This is a genomic window from Pseudomonas sp. Root562, from assembly GCF_001427125.1.
GTDB lineage: Bacteria > Pseudomonadota > Gammaproteobacteria > Pseudomonadales > Pseudomonadaceae > Aquipseudomonas.
In genome coordinates, this window is the sequence record NZ_LMGK01000005.1 from 20,602 (window position 1) to 37,659 (window position 17,058).

At 60.9% G+C, this 17,058-nt stretch carries 14 protein-coding genes; 9 read left to right on the plus strand and 5 right to left on the minus strand.

What is annotated here, in order from left to right; all coding sequences use genetic code 11:
* The 3 genes from ASD60_RS06320 to ASD60_RS06330 all read left to right on the plus strand — a co-directional run bounded on the left by ASD60_RS06320 (position 1) and on the right by ASD60_RS06330 (position 1,844).
* Positions 1-465 (plus strand): hypothetical protein, encoded by a 465-nt coding sequence (locus ASD60_RS06320; protein WP_056853178.1) that lies wholly within the window; start codon positions 1-3, stop codon positions 463-465.
* Positions 466-496: 31 nt separating this feature from the next.
* On the plus strand, positions 497-1,321 hold the full coding sequence (locus ASD60_RS06325) for an SDR family oxidoreductase (protein ID WP_056853179.1): 825 nt from the start codon (positions 497-499) through the stop codon (positions 1,319-1,321).
* A 127-nt stretch (positions 1,322-1,448) separates the two neighbouring features.
* On the plus strand, positions 1,449-1,844 hold the full coding sequence (locus ASD60_RS06330) for a hypothetical protein (RefSeq protein WP_056853180.1): 396 nt from the start codon (positions 1,449-1,451) through the stop codon (positions 1,842-1,844).
* 126 nt (positions 1,845-1,970) lie between these two features.
* Here the strand turns inward: ASD60_RS06330 and ASD60_RS06335 are convergent, their stop codons facing one another.
* The 4 genes from ASD60_RS06335 to ASD60_RS06350 form a co-directional block, all read right to left on the minus strand.
* The gene (locus ASD60_RS06335; RefSeq protein ID WP_056853181.1) at positions 1,971-2,834 is read right to left on the minus strand and encodes an efflux RND transporter periplasmic adaptor subunit; all 864 of its coding nucleotides are present in this window, start codon (positions 2,832-2,834) and stop codon (positions 1,971-1,973) included.
* A 25-nt stretch (positions 2,835-2,859) separates the two neighbouring features.
* Complete coding sequence (locus ASD60_RS06340; RefSeq protein WP_056853182.1) at positions 2,860-3,060, minus strand: DUF1656 domain-containing protein; 201 nt, start codon at positions 3,058-3,060, stop codon at positions 2,860-2,862.
* A complete protein-coding gene (locus ASD60_RS06345; protein ID WP_056853183.1) occupies positions 3,050-5,242 on the minus strand; it encodes an FUSC family protein in 2,193 nt (730 codons plus the stop codon). The genes ASD60_RS06340 and ASD60_RS06345 overlap by 11 nt, the downstream gene beginning before the upstream one ends.
* A 175-nt stretch (positions 5,243-5,417) precedes the next feature.
* On the minus strand, positions 5,418-6,917 hold the full coding sequence (locus tag ASD60_RS06350; RefSeq protein WP_056853184.1) for an efflux transporter outer membrane subunit: 1,500 nt from the start codon (positions 6,915-6,917) through the stop codon (positions 5,418-5,420).
* 189 nt (positions 6,918-7,106) lie between these two features.
* Between ASD60_RS06350 and ASD60_RS06355 the strand changes: the two genes are divergently transcribed.
* The 6 genes from ASD60_RS06355 (at position 7,107) to ASD60_RS06380 (ending at position 15,895) form a co-directional block, all read left to right on the plus strand.
* Complete coding sequence (locus tag ASD60_RS06355) at positions 7,107-8,075, plus strand: LysR family transcriptional regulator (protein ID WP_056853185.1); 969 nt, start codon at positions 7,107-7,109, stop codon at positions 8,073-8,075.
* Between the two features lie 1,014 nt (positions 8,076-9,089).
* Positions 9,090-10,250 (plus strand): efflux RND transporter periplasmic adaptor subunit, encoded by a 1,161-nt coding sequence (locus ASD60_RS06360; RefSeq protein WP_056853186.1) that lies wholly within the window; start codon positions 9,090-9,092, stop codon positions 10,248-10,250.
* On the plus strand, positions 10,247-13,360 hold the full coding sequence (locus ASD60_RS06365; protein WP_056853187.1) for a multidrug efflux RND transporter permease subunit: 3,114 nt from the start codon (positions 10,247-10,249) through the stop codon (positions 13,358-13,360). Before ASD60_RS06360 ends, ASD60_RS06365 begins: the two co-directional genes overlap by 4 nt.
* 9 nt (positions 13,361-13,369) lie before the next feature.
* Positions 13,370-14,047 carry a heavy metal response regulator transcription factor gene (locus tag ASD60_RS06370; RefSeq protein WP_056853188.1) on the plus strand — a complete coding sequence of 226 codons (678 nt, stop codon included), beginning with the start codon at positions 13,370-13,372 and terminating at the stop codon, positions 14,045-14,047.
* Positions 14,037-15,401 carry a heavy metal sensor histidine kinase gene (locus ASD60_RS06375; protein ID WP_056853189.1) on the plus strand — a complete coding sequence of 455 codons (1,365 nt, stop codon included), beginning with the start codon at positions 14,037-14,039 and terminating at the stop codon, positions 15,399-15,401. Before ASD60_RS06370 ends, ASD60_RS06375 begins: the two co-directional genes overlap by 11 nt.
* 275 nt (positions 15,402-15,676) lie before the next feature.
* The gene (locus ASD60_RS06380) at positions 15,677-15,895 is read left to right on the plus strand and encodes a hypothetical protein (protein ID WP_056853190.1); all 219 of its coding nucleotides are present in this window, start codon (positions 15,677-15,679) and stop codon (positions 15,893-15,895) included.
* Positions 15,896-16,079: 184 nt separating this feature from the next.
* Here ASD60_RS06380 and lpxC read toward each other — a convergent pair whose 3' ends face one another.
* Complete coding sequence (gene lpxC / locus ASD60_RS06385) at positions 16,080-16,991, minus strand: UDP-3-O-acyl-N-acetylglucosamine deacetylase (RefSeq protein ID WP_056853191.1); 912 nt, start codon at positions 16,989-16,991, stop codon at positions 16,080-16,082.
* Between the last annotated feature and the right edge of the window lie 67 nt (positions 16,992-17,058).

The following is a 17,058-nucleotide window of genomic DNA, read 5'->3' on the forward strand; positions in this document are numbered from 1 at the left end:
ATGTTCATCGGCATCCTGCTGGTCATTACCTGGCTGATCCTGTTGCTGCGCTATCCGGCCAAAGCCTTGCCGGTGTCCATGGCCGCCGCCGCAGGGCTGGGCATCGTTGCCACTTGGGTCATCTGGATGGACCACCGTGAACTCAAGCAATTGCAACGCCTGGAGCTGCGCATCAGCTATGCGCCGCAGCACTGCCCCGCTGACCGGCCGTTGCAATTGACCCTGAACAACGGCAATGACGTACCGCTGACCGAGCTGCGTTGGCGGGTGGCGGCTTATGCGCCGGGGGACACGGTCAACCTGGCCGACAATCAATACAGCGCGCCACGTTATCGTGGCCCCGGCGAATTGCAGGCCGGCGGCAACTGGGAAGACTGCTTGCCACTGCCGCCGCTGCGCCCCGGCTACCGTCCGGAAACCCTGGAGTTTCGCGCCGAGCGATTGCAGGGTAGTTTCTCCGATTGATCTCTTTTCCATTCTGCACAAGGACCGCGCCATGCCCGTTGCGTTGATTACCGGTTGTTCCAGCGGCATCGGCCGCGCCCTCGCCGATGCCTTCAAGGCGGCCGGCTACGAAGTCTGGGCCAGTGCGCGCAAGGCTGAAGATGTCGCCCTGCTCAGCGCTGCCGGATTTGTCGCCGTGCAACTGGACGTCAACGACGGTGCGGCGCTTGAGCAGTTGAGCGAGCGCATCAACCAGCAACGCGGTGGCCTCGACGTGCTGATCAACAACGCCGGTTATGGCGCCATGGGGCCGTTGCTCGACGGCGGCGTACCGGCCATGCAACGCCAGTTCGAGACCAATGTGTTCGCCATCGTCGGTGTCACTCGGGCGATGTTTCCCGTGCTGCGCCGGACCCAAGGCATTGTGGTGAATATCGGCAGTGTGTCCGGTGTCCTGGTCACGCCGTTCGCCGGTGCCTACTGCGCGTCCAAAGCCGCCGTGCATGCCTTGAGCGATGCACTGCGCATGGAGCTGGCACCATTCGGTGTGCGGGTCATGGAGGTTCAGCCTGGCGCCATCGCCTCCAGTTTCGCCAAAAATGCCGGCCACGAAGCCGAGCAACTGATCAGCGAACAATCGCCATGGTTCCCGCTGCGCGAAGGCATTCGCGCACGGGCCAGGGCATCCCAGGACAAACCGACACCGGCCAGTGAATTTGCCGCCGGGCTGCTCAAGGCTGTGCAGCAGGACAAGCCGCCACGATTGATTCGCCTGGGCAATGGCAGCCGGGCGTTGCCAATGCTGGCAGCCTTGTTGCCCAAGGGCTTGCTGGAATCGGGATTGATGAAGCGGTTCGGGTTGCGGGGGCAGCTCTAGTTCCGCGAGATCGTTCTTTGCGGGCAAGCCTCGCTCCTGCAGGATATTGAATTGGCATTAATCCTGTAGGAGCGAGGCTTGCCCGCGATGGCGTCAGCACCGTCACCACCGACTTCAGGAATCCATCATGAGCGACTACACCGAATACTTCGACGAAGTGATCCAGGCCCACGTAGCCATCGAACAATGGCTGGCCGAAGAGCGCGACGCTGCCGAACTGGAACAACTGCTGGCGCGTTTCTCACCGCAATTTTCCATGGTCTCGCCGCTGGGGCGGGTGCTGGATTTCGACGCGCTCAATGAGCTGTTCATGCTGGCGGGCGGCAAGAAGCTCGGGTTCCGCATCGAGCTTAGCGAACTGTCTGGCGTGGCGCTGCACGACGGCGGCGCAACGGTCAGCTACCGCGAACGACAGACCGATGCCACCGGTCTGCATTCCGATCGCCGCTCCACCGTGGTGTTCGAGAAGATGAAAGGCAAGATCTTCTGGCGGCATTTGCAGGAGACTTTTTGCCAAGGCTGACGCAATCGCTTTTTTTGTGGCGAGGGAGCTTGCTCCCGTTGGACTGCTCGGCAGTGCCATCCTGGGGCCGCTACGCAGCCCAGCGGGAGCAAGCTCCCTCGCCACAAGAGCGTTTCTGTCCTGGTTTTATCCGCCTGCCGCAGGATTCACCACCACGGTGCAGGTAATCCCCGCCGCCAACAGCACACCCTCCGGCACTTCATCGATGTGTATCCGCACCGGCACCCGTTGCGCCAGACGCACCCAGTTGAACGTCGGGTTCACGTCCGCGATCAGTTCGCGGCTCTCTGGATTATCGCGATCGTAGATACCGCGCGAGATGCTTTCCACGTGGCCCTTGAGCACTTCGCCGCTCATCAGCTGCATGTCGGCTTGGTCGCCAACGCGCACATGGGGCAATTTGGTTTCTTCGAAAAAGCCATAGACCCAGAACGAGTTCATGTCGACTACCGCCATCTTCGCTTCACCGATGCGTGCGTAGTCGCCGCGATGCACATTGAGGTTGGTCACGTAACCGTCCACTGCTGCGCGGACCTCGGTGCGTTTGAGGTTGAGTTCAGCCGCTTCCAGTTGCGCTTGTGCATGCTGATAATCGGCCAGCGCCGAGTCGGCGAGGTTGCTGGCGTCGTCGCGGTTTTCCCGGGAGATCACCAGGTTGTCCATATCCGCGCGACGATGGGCGTTGACCTTGCGCATTTCCCAGGTGGCCTTGCGCGAAGCCACCAGCGACTGCGCCTGTTTGACCGCAAGCCGATAATGTTCGGGATCGATTTGCATCAGCAGGTCGCCCTTTTTCACCAACTGATTGTCGCGGACCGGCACGTTCACCACTTCGCCGGTGACATCGGCGGCGACATTGATGATATCGGCGCGCACCCGGCCATCGCGAGTCCATGGGGTTTGCATGTAATGCACCCACAGGGTCCGGCCGATCCATATCGCAAGGGCCAGCACCAGCAAGGTTGCGAGCAGGCTGAAAAGCTTTTTCATCAGGGCCTTCTTCAGAGATAGAGAGTCAGTGGTAGACCGTCAGCGCCAGCGCGCCGAACAGACAGGTAAACAGGCTCAGGCGCAGCAGCGCCGGGTGCCAGAAAAAGCGGTACAGGTCGAACCCGGAGAGGAACCTGTCCAGCGCCCAGGCCACCACTGCGGCAATCAGGAACATCAGGGTCATGGTCGGCATGTACACGCCGTGGAAGGCGATTTCACGAGGCATGTTCAAGTCCTTCAGGCTTGGCATTGGCGTGGGCGGCAAGGGGCGATTGCGGGTCGAGCAGCGATGTGCGGATGAAGTGCAGGTAGCTCTTCACCCGACGCAACGCCGAGGTGTCGAAGTGCGGAGCAAAAGGTTCGTCAGTGGACTGCACTCGGCTGATCGCGTGGTCGACAGCGATCAGAGCACGTTCGAGGTTGCTGCTGCCCGGTTGCAAAAACAACCGCACCAGCGCGCGCCCCATCACGCGGATCGCCTGGCGCCAGGGCCGGGATTCGGCATACGCCGGGTGCACCGGCAGGATCGCCTGTTCCTTGCGCAATTCGATGATCGCGTGACCGACTTCCAGTACCACAAACATCCAGCGCAGCAGGTTGCGCTGCACCTGTGGCTGGCCCGCCGCGAAGCCGTAGGCCTGGTGCACCAGGTCGCGGGTGCGACTTTCGAAACTCGACGCCAGCCCCTTGAGCTTGCCGCTGATGGCGTACACCACCTGGCCACGCAGATCCTGCTCCAGTCGGCGCCACAGCCAGCGACTGTTGGGCGGCAGAATGATCGCCCCCGCCGCCGCGCACACCAGCATGCCGAGCACCATGGCGATGTAGTCGTTGATGAAGGTGTAGGGGTTGTAGACGGTGAGGTTGTCCGGCACCGAACCGGTACTGAAAAAGATCAACAAGCCCAGGCCGACGCCGGCATATTGCGGTCGCGACGCCAGGAATGATCCGAGCACGATGACCGGGGCGAGCATCACGCACAGCAAGGCAAAACCATCGATCCACGGGAAGATGAAAAACATCTCGACGAAGCCGATCAACGCGCCGAGCAGCGTGCCGCACGCCATCTGAAACGCCATGCGCTTGGGGTTCGGCGTGGCGGCGGACAGGCCCACAGTAGCGGCGGCGATCAGGGTCATGGTCGCCCCGCTCGCCCACGCCGTTGCCACCCAATAGCTGCCCAACACCACCAGGATAAACGCCGCGCGAATGCCCGAGGCCGCCGACACCAGCCAATTGGTCTGCGGGGTGAACGGCTCGTCCCAGCGCTCCCGTTCATGACTGTGATCGGCCAGGGATGCGTGAGTCTGTGCATAACTGTGCAGGTCGTCGACGAAGCGATACAGCAGTTCATACGCGGTGTGGAAGTCCAGCAGTTCGTCGTCGCTCGGCCCGCTCTCCTGAAAAATCGCCCGCAGGCTGCGCACCCGCGCCGGCAACCCTGCCTGATAAACGTTCAGCGCCGTGACCAGGCGTGCCGCGTCGGCGCTGGTCAGCGCTCGGCCACTGAAGCCGTCGAGTAATTCGGCAAGGTCTTGCAAGCCCGGTTTGATCGCCGCCACCGCGTGGTCCGTGTCGTGGCTGCGCAGGCGTTCTAGCAACTGGTGCAAGGCATTGAAACGCGTAGTGATGCCCATGAATTCACTGTTCAGGCGGCTGAGTCGGCCATTGCGTCGACGCATGTGCGGGTCTTCGAATACCGTGACGCTGCGCAGCCCTTCCAGGCCGACAGCCTCGGCAATGAAGCGCACATTGCCGGCTTCGAACGCCTCGCGTTGACTGCGACCGCGCAAACCATCGGTGACGAACAGGGCAAACACGCCGAAGCGCTGATACAAGGCGTTGCGCATGGCGGCGCTGGCGGTTTGCGGGAGGATCGCGGCACTGATCAGGGTCGAGCAGAGAATCCCCAGGGAAATTTCCAGCACCCGCCACACCGCCGCCATGAATGCACCTTCCGGGTGAGCCAATGCAGGCAGCCCGACCATCGCCGCGGTGTAGCCGGCCAGCACAAAACCATAGGCGCGAAAGTTGCGGCAGCGCGCCGCACCGGCGGTGCAGATGCCAACCCAGATCGCCAGTGCGCCGAGAAACAGTTCGGTGTTTTGCGCAAATAACGCAATCAGCGCCACCATCACCGCCGACCCCGTCAGGGTGCCGAGGAAGCGGTAGAAACTCTTGGCGAACACCTGGCCGCTCTGCGGCTGCATGACGATGAACACGGTGATCATCGCCGTGCGCGGTTGTGGCAATTCCAGGCGCATGGCCAGCCACAGCGTGAGGAACGCCGCGATCAGCACCTTGAAAATGTAGACCCAGGTCACGCCGTCGCTGCGTGCCCAATCAAAGAAACCCCGGCGCCATTCCAGGGAGTACAGCCAGCGCAGAGGGGCGGGCAAGGGAGTCATGGAGTCTTGTTCACTCAGGAAAGTCTGGAAACGATTGAAACCCTGTGGCGAGCGCGCTTGCTCGCGCCGGGCAGCGAAGCGGCCCCAGAACTCTGGTAGCCCAAAGATCTTGTGAGTGCTTCGCACTCAAGCGCGAGCAAGCTCCCTCGCCACAACAGTGGCCTTGCCTGACGAGTCACTTCAGAAGGCTCGGGGTTTTCGGTGGCTGGGTCTGCTGGGCATTCGGCACATCGTCGCCCGCACCAAGCCCACCGCCCAATGCCGTCACCAGCTCGGCATGGGCGCTCAAACGCGCCGCCTGAACCTGCTGCTGCACCTGTTGCTGCTTAAACAACAAGGTCTGTGCGTTGAGCACATTGAGGTAATCGGTAAGCCCGCGCTGATAGGCAATCATCGCGATGTCGTAGGTCTTCTGCGCAGTGGCTACCGACTCGGCAGCGAAAGTTTGCTGCTTGTCCATCGACTCGCGACGGATCAACTGATCAGAGATGTTTTTCAGCGCGTTGACCAGGGTTTGGTTGTAATGCGCCGCCGCGATGTCGTACCCGGCCGAGGCTTCACCCAACTGCGCGCGCAAACGCCCGCCATCGAAGATCGGCAAGGAGATCGCCGGGCCAACGCTGTAGTTGAGCTTCTTGCCGGTCAAAAACTCCAGCGCCCCGCCGCCGGTGGCCATGTAGCCGAGGCTGCCGACCAGATCGACGTTCGGATAAAAACCGGCATGAGCGACATCGATGCCGCGGGCTTGCGCCGCCACCTGCCAACGACTGGCGACCACGTCCGGCCGTTGACCGAGCAACTGCGCCGGCAGCGCCGACGGCAGCTTCAGCGCCGCGCCCAACGACAGCGTTGGCCGCTGAAGCTGCGCGCCCTCCCCCGGACCTTTACCGGCGAGCGCGGCCAATTGATTGCGACTCAGGGCGATTTCTTCGTCCAGCGCATCGATCTGCCGATGGGTTTCCGGCAACGGCGTCTCGGCCTGGCTCACTTCGAAATGGGTGCCGATGCCGCCGCTCAAACGCTTCTGCGCCAGGTCGAGAATTTGCTGTTGCTGCTTCAGCGTCGCTTCGACGATGTCCCGTTGCGCGTAGTGCAACGACAGCTCGATGTAGACGCGCACGATATTGTTCTGCAATTCGAGTTGGGCCTGGCGCGCTTCGGCGACCGTCATATGGGTCAAGTCCACGGCGCGCTCGGTGGCATTGCTTTCACGGCCCCAGAGGTCGAGGGCATAGCTGAAACCCAGCGCGGCGTTGTTATCCCAAGTGGTGCTGTTGGCCAGGTCACCGGGACCGTAGAACGGATCGGTGGGCCAGTTGTGGCGTTTGAGCGTGGACTCGCCGTTGATCTGCAACGACTCTGCTGCTTCGGCGATGCCGGCCATCGATTTGGCTTGACGCACCCGTGCGGCGGCCATGGCCAGGGTCGGACTGCCTTGCATGGCGGTTTCGATCCACCGGTTCAGTTGCGGATCGCCATACGCCTGCCACCATTGTGCGGTGGGCCAATGCGCATCCTGTGCGGCGCTCTGGATGGCTTCGTCGGTGACCAGTGAATCGGCCTCCAGCGCCTTGCCCTGCGGGCCAATACCTCCGGTTCCGATGCAGCCGCTGATTGCCAGGGTTAAAGCGAAAACACTGAGCGGCTGAAGCGCTCTGCTGATGCGACGCGGCACTGCTGCGATTTCCTGAGGTGGGGAGTTTTGCGGGATGCGCAATTCTATGGGGCCACCGGAAGGGCGATAAGCTGGGAATCCTGTGAATCTTTGTTACCGTTAACGAGATAATCCGGAAGTCATCTTTAGTCGCCTGTAAAAAAACAGAAACTTCGTGTCACAATTTGCTATTCGCCAAGAGAGCACCCCATGGACACATTGCAAAACATGCGCGCCTTCAGTTACGTGGCCGAGGCCGGCAGTTTCACCGCCGCCGCGGTGCAACTGGACACCACCACGGCCAACGTCTCGCGCGCGGTCTCCAACCTGGAAGCCCACCTGCAAACCCGTCTGCTCAACCGAACGACCCGTCGCATCGCCCTGACCGAAGCCGGCAAGCGTTATTTGCTGCGCTGCGAGCAGATTCTGGCCTACGTCGAAGAAGCCGAAGCCGAAGCGAGCGACGCCCACGCACGCCCGGCCGGGCAGCTGAAAGTGCACACCATGACCGGCATCGGCCAGCACTTCGTGATCGATGCCATCGCCCGCTATCGCAAGACCCATCCGGACGTCACCTTCGACCTGACCATGGCCAACCGCGTACCGGACCTGCTCGACGAGGGCTACGACGTCTCCATCGTGCTCGCCAGCGAATTGCCGGATTCGGGCTTCGTCTCCCAGCGCCTGGGCATCACCTACAGCATCGTTTGCGCCTCGCCGGCCTACGTCAAAGCCAACGGCTGCGCACAAAAACCCAGCGACCTGCTCAACCATGCCTGCCTGCGCCTGGTGAGCCCGGTCATCCCCCTCGAGAAATGGGCCTTCGACGGCCCGGATGGCCAGGAAATGGTCACCATCAACAGCTCTCCGTTCCTGGTCAACTCCGCCGACGCCATGAAAACCGCGATCACCAGCGGCATGGGCGTCGGCGTCTTGCCGCTGTACGCGGCCATCGACGGCTTGCGCGACGGCACGCTGGTGCGTGTGATGCCCAAATACCGATCCCAGGAACTGAACCTGTACGCCATCTACCCTTCGCGGCAATACCTGGATGCGAAGATCAAGACGTGGGTGGAGTACCTGCGGGGGTCGCTGCCGGAGTTGTTGGCGGCGCATCAGGCGGAGTTGGCGGCGTATGAACTGAGCGGGAGCCTGGGTGGGGTTCGGGTAGCGAATTGAGGTTGGCGGGTGCCGAGTGGAACTTGATTGAGTGCATATCCATGCTCCGGGGGGCGGGCTACCGGCCGGCCTATTTGCTTGGGCATATGATGATCCCCTGTAGGAGCCAGCCTGCTGGCGATGGTCGTCAACGATAATGTGTCCTGTCTGAATGAACGCAGTGTCTGGGCGTTTTTCGCGAGCAGGCTCGCTCCTACAATGGGATGGGGGCATATGGTGGAAATTGGTCGGCTGCCAGGCCGTCATCGCTGGCAAGCCAGCTCCCACAGGGGGTGGAGTACATCTGGCAGGGATTGGTTGGCTGTGAGACCGTCATCGCGAGCAGGTTGGCTCCTACAATTGGATTGAGGTACATCTGGCAGAGGTTGGTCGGCTGGCAGACCGTTATCGCCAGCAGGGCTAGCTCCTACAATCGGATTGGGGAGCATTAGGAATGGTCGGCTGTCAGGCCGCCATCGCTGCGATGCGGCGACCCGACAAGCCAGCTCTCACAAAGAGCAAGAGCAGAACACCATACAACCGCCGTTGCTTCTCACCACTCAACAGGCCGAGCGTTAGCTCGCCTGCAGCTTTTGATCTTGATCCACCCGCCCCATCGGCAGGCTGAGTGGAGGCGTTTATCCGGGGGAGGCGCGTAGCGCCGTGCGGCGTAGCCGCACACATCGAGAGGAGGTCGTCGCGAAGCAGACCGGAGGCGATGCCCCCGGATGAATGCCGGAGCGAAGGTACCCCGAGCCCCAGCGAGGGGCCGTACGTCAGGGGCGAGCGTTTTTTTGGTTACTTTTTTTAGGCGCTTGTAAAAAAAGTGACTCGCCGTCAGGGCGAAACCCTAAGCCGCCGTTACCGAAGAAACGGATATGTACACGATCAACCCACAACCTGGTCGGCTATAAAGCCGCCAAGGAAAGGCCAAACTGACAGCGCCGTCAGTTAGCAGTCACCTTCCCGACCCCCAAACAGGTTTATAAAGGGACATACCCTTCGCCCAAAAACCAGCCCCGGCGCCCCACTCGCATGCGAATCCAGCAAAAACCCGCCCTGCTCGTCGCCCTCCTGATTCTCCTGGCAGCGCTGGGCGTGTGGTTCGCCACCAAACCCGCCAAGGCAAAACTGGCCACCCCCATCGCCATCCCCGTGCGGGTGGTCAACGTCACCGAAAAAGACGTCCCGCGCTTCGTCAGCGGCATCGGCTCGGTGCTGTCACTGCACAGCGTCGTGGTCCGTCCGCAAATCGACGGCATCCTCACCAAAATCATGGTCAAGGAAGGCCAATTGGTGAAAAAAGGTGACCTGCTGGCCACCATCGACGACCGCTCGATCCGCGCCAGCCTTGACCAGGCCAGAGCACAATTGGGCGAAAGCCAGGCGCAACTGCAAGTGGCGCAGGTGAACCTCAAGCGCTACAAACTGCTGAGTGTCGACGACGGCGTTTCCAAGCAGACCTACGACCAGCAACAAGCGCTGGTCAACCAGCTCAAGGCCACCGCTCAAGGCAACCAGGCCTCCATCGACGCCGCTCTGGTGCAACTGTCTTACACGCAGATTCGCTCTCCGGTGACCGGTCGCGTCGGCATTCGTACTGTGGATGAAGGCAACTTCCTGCGCATGACCGACACCCAGGGCCTGTTCACCGTAACCCAGATCGACCCGATCGCCGTGGAGTTCTCACTGCCGCAACAGATGCTGCCAACCCTGCAGGGCCTGATCAACGACCCACAGCGCGCTCAAGTAAAGGCTTATATCGGTGCCGATACCGACGGCGAAACCGGCAATCTGCTGGGCGAAGGCCATTTGACCTTGATCGACAACCAGATCAACGCCAACACCGGCACCATCCGCGCCAAGGCCGAATTCAACAACTCGGGACAGAAGCTCTGGCCCGGCCTGCTGGTGACGGTAAAAATTCAGACCGCACTGGATAAAGATGCGCTGGTCGTACCGCCCAACGTCGTACAGCGTGGCCTCGATCAACATTTCGTCTACCGCCTCAAGGGCGACAAGGTCGAAACCGTCCCGGTGCAAATGGTCTACCAGGACAGCGGCCAGAACATCATCAAAGGCGTACAGCCCGGGGATAAGCTGGTCAGCGACGGTCAATCGCGCCTCAAGCCCGGCTCGACGGTGCAGGTGCTGACCGATCCGCCGCAAGTAGTGCAATCGGAGTCGGCGCCATGAAGGGCCATGGTTCGGTTTCAGCCTGGTGCATCGATCATCCGGTGGCGACCATTCTGCTGACCTTTGCCCTGGTGCTGCTGGGCGCGATTGCCTTCCCGCGTTTGCCCATCGCGCCGTTGCCGGAAGCGGAATTTCCGACCATCCAGGTGGCCGCGCAATTGCCAGGTGCCAGCCCGGAAACCATGGCGTCGTCGGTGGCCACGCCTCTGGAAGTGCAATTCAGCGCCATTCCCGGCGTGACCCAGATGACCTCGAGCAGTGCTCTGGGCTCGACCAACCTGACCCTGCAATTCACCCTCGACAAGAGCATCGACACCGCCGCCCAGGAAGTCCAGGCCGCGATCAACACCGCTGCCGGCAAACTGCCCAAGGACATGCCGAACCTGCCGACCTGGCGCAAGGTCAACCCGGCCGACAGCCCGGTGCTGATCCTCAGCGTCAACTCGTCACTGATGCCCGGCCCGGAGCTCAGCGACCTGACTGAAACCCTGTTGTCCCGTCAGCTCAGCCAGGTCGATGGTGTCGGACAGGTCGCCATCACCGGTCAGCAGCGTCCGGCAATTCGCGTCCAGGTCTCCGCCGATAAACTGGCGGCCATCGGCCTCACCCTGGCCGACATCCGTCTGGCCATCCAGCAAACCAGCCTCAATCTGGCTAAAGGCGCGCTATACGGCGAGTCAAGCATCTCGACGCTTTCGACCAATGATCAACTGTTCCATCCCGACGAATACAGCCAACTGATCGTTTCCTACAAGGATGGCGCACCGGTTCATCTCAAGGATGTCGCCAAAGTCGTCAACGGTTCGGAAGATGCCTACGTTCAAGCCTGGGCGGGGTCGCAGCCGGGGGTCAACCTGGTGATTTTCCGCCAGCCAGGCGCCAACATCGTCGAGACCGTGGATCGCATTCAGGCGGCACTGCCGGCGCTGGAAGCCATGTTGCCGGCTTCGGTGCAGGTCAAGGTGCTGATCGACCGCACCCAGACCATCCGCGCGTCCTTGCATGAAGTGGAAATCACCTTGCTGATCGCCGTCCTGCTTGTAGTGGCGGTGATGGCGCTGTTCCTGCGCCAGTTGTCAGCTACGTTGATCGTGTCGGCGGTGCTTGGTGTGTCGCTGATCGCCAGTTTTGCCCTGATGTACGTCATGGGCTTCAGCCTGAACAACCTGACGCTGGTGGCGATCGTGGTGGCCGTGGGGTTTGTGGTCGACGATGCGATCGTGGTGGTGGAAAACATTCACCGTCACCTGGAGGCCGGCGACGGTATGCGCGAGGCGGCAATTAAGGGTGCAGGGGAAATCGGCTTCACCGTGGTCTCGATCAGTTTCTCGCTGGTGGCAGCATTCATTCCGCTGCTATTCATGGGGGGCGTGGTCGGGCGGCTGTTCAAGGAATTTGCGTTGACCGCCACCTCCACCATCCTGATCTCGGTGGTGGTGTCCCTGACGTTGGCGCCGACCCTGGCCGCGCTGTTCATGCGCGCACCTGTGCATCACGCCCACGATAAACCGGGCTTCGGCGAGCGTCTGCTGGCGTGGTACGAAAAAGGTCTGCGCCGCGCCCTCGCCCACCAGAAAACCATGATCGGTGTGTTTGCGTTGTCGCTGGGGCTGGCCGTCGCTGGTTACATCTTCATTCCCAAGGGCTTTTTCCCGATTCAGGACACCGGTTTCGTCCTCGGCACCACTGAAGCCGCCGCCGATATTTCCTACGGCGACATGGTGAAAAAACACCTGGCAATGGCCGAAATCGTCGCTGCCGACCCGGCAGTCGAAACCTTCTCGCACTCGGTCGGGGTGTCAGGCAGTAACCAGACCATCGCCAACGGACGGTTCTGGATCACCCTGAAAAAACGCGGTGACCGCGATGTCTCGGCCAGCCAGTTCATTGACCGGATTCGCCCGCAACTGATGAAAGTGCCGGGCATCGTCCTGTACCTGCGCGCCGGCCAGGACATCAACCTCAGTTCCGGCCCGAGCCGTGCCCAATACCAATATGTGCTCAAGAGCAACGACGGCGCGACCCTGAGCACCTGGACCCAGCGCCTGACGGAAAAACTGCGCGCCAACCCGGCCTTCCGCGACATTTCCAACGACCTGCAGTTGGGCGGCAGCATCACCCACATCAACATCGACCGTAGCGCCGCGGCCCGTTTCGGCCTGACCGCCAGTGACGTCGACGAAGCGCTTTATGACGCGTTTGGCCAACGCCAGATCAATGAATTCCAGACTCAGGTCAACCAATACAACGTGATCCTGGAACTGGACACCCAGCAACGCGGCAAAGCCGAAAGCCTCAACTATTTCTACCTGCGCTCGCCCCTGAGCGGGGAAATGGTGCCGTTGTCGGCCCTGGCCAGGTTCGAAGCGCCGACCATAGGCCCGCTGTCCATCGCCCACGACGGCATGTTCCCCGCCGCCAACCTGTCGTTCAACCTGGCCCCCGGCGTGGCGTTGGGCGATGCGGTGATCATGCTCAACCAGGCCAAGGCCGACATCGGCATGCCAACCGCCATCAGCGGTAACTTCCAGGGCGCGGCCCAGGCGTTCCAGAGTTCGCTGGCCAGCCAGCCGTGGCTGATTCTCGCGGCGCTGTTGGCGGTGTACATCATTCTCGGTGTGCTCTACGAGAGCTTCGTGCATCCGCTGACGATCATTTCGACCTTGCCTTCGGCGGGCCTCGGCGCAGTGATCATGCTGTGGATCTGCGGTCAGGATTTTTCGATCATGGCCTTGATCGGCTTGGTGCTGTTGATCGGTATCGTCAAGAAAAACGGCATCCTGATGATCGACTTCGCCCTCGAAGCGCAGCGCAATGGCGGCCTGTCGCCGGAAGAGGCGATCTTCAAGGCCTGTATCACGCGCTTCCGGCCGATCATCATGACCACCCTCGCCGCGCTGCTTGGCGCCCTGCCGCTGATGCTCGGCTACGGCACCGGCGCCGAATTGCGCCAGCCGTTGGGTATCGCTGTAGTCGGCGGCTTGCTGGTGAGCCAGGCGCTGACGCTGTTCACCACCCCGGTCATATACTTATGGCTGGAGCGGTTGTTTCACAAACACACTCCTTCACCAGCGCCTCCGCCCGTACCGGCGCTGGCGACCACAGACTGAGGCGGGGTCATGCGCGTCCTGATTGTCGAAGACGAAGAAAAAACCGCGGACTATCTGCACCGCGGCCTGACGGAACAGGGTTACACCGTAGACCTGGCCCGCGATGGCGTGGAAGGCCTGCACATGGCGCTGGAAAGCGACTACGCGGTGATCGTCCTCGATGTGATGCTGCCGGGCCTCGACGGCTTTGGCGTCCTGCGCGCCTTGCGTGCGCGCAAGCAGACCCCTGTGATCATGCTCACCGCCCGCGAGCGGGTAGAAGATCGCATCAAAGGCCTGCGCGACGGGGCCGACGATTACCTCGGTAAACCGTTTTCCTTCCTTGAACTGGTAGCACGCCTGCAAGCGCTGACCCGGCGCAGCGGTGGTCATGAACCGGTGCAAGTGAGCATTGCCGACCTGTGGATAGATCTGATCAGCCGCAAGGCTACGCGCGGCGGCGCACGGCTGGACCTGACCGCCAAGGAGTTCTCGCTGCTCAGCGTATTGGCCCGGCGCCAGGGTGAAATCCTCTCCAAGACCGCCATCGCCGAGATGGTCTGGGACATCAATTTCGATAGCGACGCCAACGTCGTCGAAGTCGCGATCAAACGTCTGCGGGCCAAGCTCGACGGCCCTTTTGAAGAAAAACTGCTGCACACGATTCGTGGCATGGGTTATGTGCTGGAGAGCCGTGGTGTCCAGTAACTCGATCGCCCTGCGCCTGAGCGGGATGTTCACACTGGTGGCGCTTCTGGTGTTTCTGCTGATCGGCTGGGCACTCTACCAACAGGTCGACAAAGGCCTGGGGTTGTTGCCCGAGGCCGAACTGGACGCGCGTTACAGCGTGCTCGAATCAACGGTCGGCCGCTACGGCACGCCCGAGCACTGGGTGAAGATCAACAACAAACTCAAGCTGCTGGGCGAAGAAGACAAACGCATCAGTTTCTGGATCGTCAGCGGCGATCCGCGCTACGAATACGGCAATCCGACACCGCAGATCCGCGAGTTCTCCCAAGGGCCGCTGGGCATGCGCGACATGACCCTGCCCGGTCAGCCTTACCCGCTCAAAGTGCTGGTCAGCCAGTTCCCGGCCAAGGACCAGCGCCCGCCACTGCGCTTCATGATCGCCATCGACACCGAGACATTTCACCACACCCAGCATCAGCTGCTGATTGCCTTGATTGCCCTGGCGATCGTTGGCGTGCTGATGGCCTCGGCACTGGGCTATTGGGTGGCACGTATCGGCCTCAAGCCGTTGATCAAACTGTCCCATGAAGCCCAGCGCCTGGCCCCGCCGCTGCGTTCGGGACGCTTGAGGTTATCGCCCTTGCCGCCGGAACTGGATCAGTTCGTCAATGCTTTCAACGCCACCCTTGAGCGGGTCGAACAGGCTTACTCGCGCCTGGAGTCGTTCAATGCCGATGTCGCCCATGAACTGCGATCACCGCTGACCAATCTGATTGGCCAGACCCAGGTGGCACTGACCCGCGGACGCTCGGCGGAACATTATTTCGAAGTGCTGCAATCGAACCTCGAAGAACTCGAACGCTTGCGCTCGATCATCAATGACATGCTGTTCCTCGCCAGTGCAGACCAGGGCAGCAAAGCGACCAAACTGACCTCGACTTCGCTGGCCGATGAAGTGGCCACGACCCTGGAGTATCTGGATTTCATTCTCGAGGACGCCCGGGTTGAAGTGCAGGTCAGCGGCGATGCCCTGGTGCGCATCGAGATCGCCCATTTGCGTCGGGCGTTGATCAACCTGCTGAGCAACGCAGTCCAGCACACCGAGCCCGGGCAGGTGATTGAAGTGCGGATCGAAGCCGGGGAGCATCAGGTCAGCATCGGTGTCGCCAATCCCGGTTCGCCGATTGCCAGCGAACATCTGCCGCGCTTGTTCGAGCGTTTCTACCGCGTTGACGCTTCGCGTAGCAACAGCGGCAACAATCACGGGTTGGGTCTGGCGATCGTCAAGGCGATTGCACTGATGCATGGCGGTGATGTGTTTGTGCGCAGTGATCACGGCATGAACACGTTCGGCATTCACCTCCCCGTCTGAAACACTACCGTGGCGAGCGAGCTCGCTCGCGCTGGGCTGCGAACCGGCCCTGAAACCTGTGCACGCGTCCTTTCAGTCAGCATTGTGCTCCCTGGATTCACGACTGCACCACGGCCGAGCGGGAGCAAGCTCCCTCGCCACAGAAAAACGCTTGGCATTACAACTATTGCCGTAACCGCAACAGTCCTTTCATGAATCCGGCCTTTTTCCCAACGCCGGACATCCTTATCTTTGCCCGCACCAAACAGCACTTGCCAAGCAAGAAGGTTTTAAAGATGTCCAACAGTATGGGTATTGCCAGCGCTTTCGTTTTGTCCTCTTTGTTCCTGTCTCCGTTCGCCATGGCTGAAGAGTCGCAAGCCTTCGTCGCGCAAAACAGCGCACGCGCCGCCGTGTACGCGCAGCACCAGAGCGAGATGACGGCCAAAGCACAGGACGCCACCCAGGCCCCGCAAGCAGCGAGCACTCAAGGCCGGGTCGAGAAAGACAGCTGATTGCTGCGCATCGCTCCCATTTCCCTCGACACTTTTCATCGGCTCTTCCCTTTGAAAAGTTGTCTTCAAAGCCGCTGCCATCAGCGGCTTTTTTTCGCCTTTTCCACGCCACTTCACACTATCGATCAGGCATAAAAAAAGGCCACCCGAAGGTAGCCTTTAAAAAACTAGAGAGGTTTTTTACTTACACGGCCGCAACAGGACGCATGTAAGAGATCGGTGCAGTGCTGGCGTCTTCGAAAGTCACGACTTCCCAAGCATCTGTCTGCTCAATCAACTTGCGCAGCAGCTGGTTGTTCAATGCATGTCCGGACTTGAAGCCCTTGAACTCACCAATCAGGCTATTGCCCAGCAGGTAGAGGTCACCAATTGCATCGAGGATCTTGTGCTTCACGAATTCGTCTTCATAGCGAAGGCCGTCTTCGTTCAGTACACCATCCGCGTCGACCACAATAGCGTTTTCAACGCTACCGCCGAGTGCGAGGTTGTGCTTGCGCAGGTACTCGATGTCACTCATGAAACCAAAGGTACGGGCGCGGCTGACTTCTTTTACGAACGAAGTACTGGAAAAATCCACGCTTGCACTTTGTGTGCGGTCACGGAAAACTGGGTGATCGAAATCGATCTCGAAGCTCACCTTGAAACCTTCGAAAGGGACGAAAGTGGCGCGCTTGTCGCCGTCTTCCACTGTCACTTCACGCAGGATGCGGATGAACTTCTTGGCGGCTTCCTGTTCTTCCAGGCCAGCCGACTGAATCAGAAATACGAAGGGTCCAGCGCTACCATCCATGATCGGGACTTCGGACGCGGAGAGCTCGACGTAGGCGTTATCGATGCCCAGGCCAGCCATGGCCGAGAGCAAGTGCTCCACCGTATCCACTTTGGTGTCACCGTTGACCAGAGTGGTCGACATCGTGGTTTCACCAACGTTTTCCGCGCGCGCCGGGATCTGCACCGCAGGGTCCAGGTCGGCACGAACAAACACGATGCCGGTGTCGACAGGCGCAGGCTTGAGGGTCAGGTAGACCTTCTCCCCGGAGTGCAGACCTACACCTGTGGCACGGATAATATTTTTCAGTGTGCGTTGTTTAATCATGGCTTGGGCCGCTTCAGCGCAAATTGCGAACTGGTATCAACAAAGGCTGGCGATGATAGCAGACCAT